Raw genomic sequence first — 540 nt, forward strand, 5'->3', positions numbered from 1 at the left:
CTTCTGGCACCATCCCTCCCCCGGTCGCCCAAACTAAGTGTGTGGCATTTTTCAAACGTTCATCCGTAAGCTGTAAACGAGTCTGGTAGTGTAGAGAACCCGATACATGCACCGCGCCCATCATTCCGGCTAATGCAGAGGGCTCCAAATTGATGCCTTCTCGTTCGCTCAACTCTCCTAAAAGCTGATACATACGTTCGTCCGTCACTGTGTAGTAACCATCAATTAGCCGCTCCATGGCTCGCCCAACAAAACCAGAAGGACGACCAACTGCCAAGCCATCTGCCGCGGTGAGATTATCTATACCAATATCTTGCACCGCTATCTCATCATGCAAACCCGTATGTACTCCCAACAACATGCAAGGAGAATGTGTTGGCTCAGCGAAGATGCAATGCACGTGGTCACCAAAGGCCACCTTGAGCCCAAAAGCAACACCACCTGGCCCACCACCAACACCGCATGGTAAATACACAAACAGTGGATGACATTCATCAACCACAATACCTAAATCATCAAATTGTTGTTTTAAGCGTTCAC

General features: G+C 49.1%; 1 protein-coding gene. It reads right to left on the reverse strand.

The features are described 5' to 3' along the window. On the reverse strand, positions 1 to 540 hold a 540-nt coding region (locus tag R7O13_RS30230; protein WP_318305641.1), incomplete at both ends, for a D-serine ammonia-lyase.

Source organism: Vibrio sp. Y176, from assembly GCF_033438945.1.